At 68.7% G+C, this 1,087-nt stretch carries 1 protein-coding gene; it reads right to left on the bottom strand.

Features of this window, described 5'->3' with window-relative positions; all coding sequences use genetic code 11:
- Positions 1–137: 137 nt before the first annotated feature.
- Positions 138–1,087: DUF1214 domain-containing protein (locus ACFCZN_RS21520; protein WP_430558124.1), on the bottom strand; the 950-nt coding region annotated here is incomplete at its 5' end.

The following is a 1,087-nucleotide window of genomic DNA, read 5'->3' as shown; positions in this document are numbered from 1 at the left end:
GGCACCGACCCTGGCGACAGCGACGGCAACCTTCCCAACACCGGGACTGGGCTCGCGCCACTGAGCGGCCTCGCGATCCTCCTGCTCGCCGGCGGGCTCGCCGTCACGATCTGGTCGCGAGGACGCTCAGACACCGCCTAGCGCGTGCGCTGAATGTCGGCGGGCTTCCAGGTGCCGTCGAACGCGGGCTGCTCGGGGCCGTAGATGCGCAGGTAGACGAACCAGCCGCGACCCGGCAAGGTCTGGAGCCAACGGCCATCGGTGTCGGCCGGGGCCTCGGGGCCGAAGTGCAGGCGCGTAGGCGCAGAGGTGTCGACGTCGCTGAGCTCGAACAGTGACCGAAGCGCGGCTTTGTCCTGATCGGTCTGGATCTGCGACCGGGTCTCGGCGTCGTAGACGGTGACCGACCAGAAGAGCTTGCCCGGCACGGGCTGGGGGATGTCGAGGGTGTAGGTATGGGAGCCGTCGAGCAGCGCACCATCACCATCGCGCACGGCGAGCCAGTACAACGAGCCCTGTCCGGCCTGGCGCCGGAACATCGCCGGCGAGGAGACGATCGCCTGCGCGAACCAGCGGTCGCGGGCCTCGAGGTCAAGCCCGTAAGGGGTCTCGAAGTCGCCGTTGTCGGGGACCAGCCCCGCCCACTCCCATGCTCGGTCAGGCCACGCGATCCGGTCGGGCCGATCGCTGGCGAAGGCCGAGACCAGCATCTGGTCGCGCCCGGTCAATGCCGCGCGCTCGAGCAGCGCGACCGTGGCTTCGTCGGTGGGGAACTGCTTGCCCGGCTCGATGCCGATCGCGCTCAACAACCCGTACATCGGCCGGAACTCCTCGATCACCGGCTCGGCGTCGAGAACCTCGTGCAGCCGCTTCCAGAAGTCGAGATTGGCCTCGCACTGGAGCGGGCTAGCGTCCATCGCGGTGTGGGTGAGGTCGCGATACTCCATGCGATCTGCCTCGCCCGTGGCGAGAGGGAAGATCCTCATCGCGCGCAGCGCATCGAGCGCCTTCTCGATGTCAGCTCCGAGCGGCAACACGCGTACCGCAAGCAGGACCAGAACGGTCGGCGACTGGACGAGGCGGTACC

It is taken from the genome of Isoptericola sp. NPDC056134 (assembly GCF_042264825.1).
Classification (GTDB): Bacteria; Actinomycetota; Actinomycetes; order Actinomycetales; family Cellulomonadaceae; genus Isoptericola; species Isoptericola nanjingensis.
Note: the sequence above shows the minus strand (reverse complement) of the source record. Positions and strands in the feature narration are given on the sequence as shown.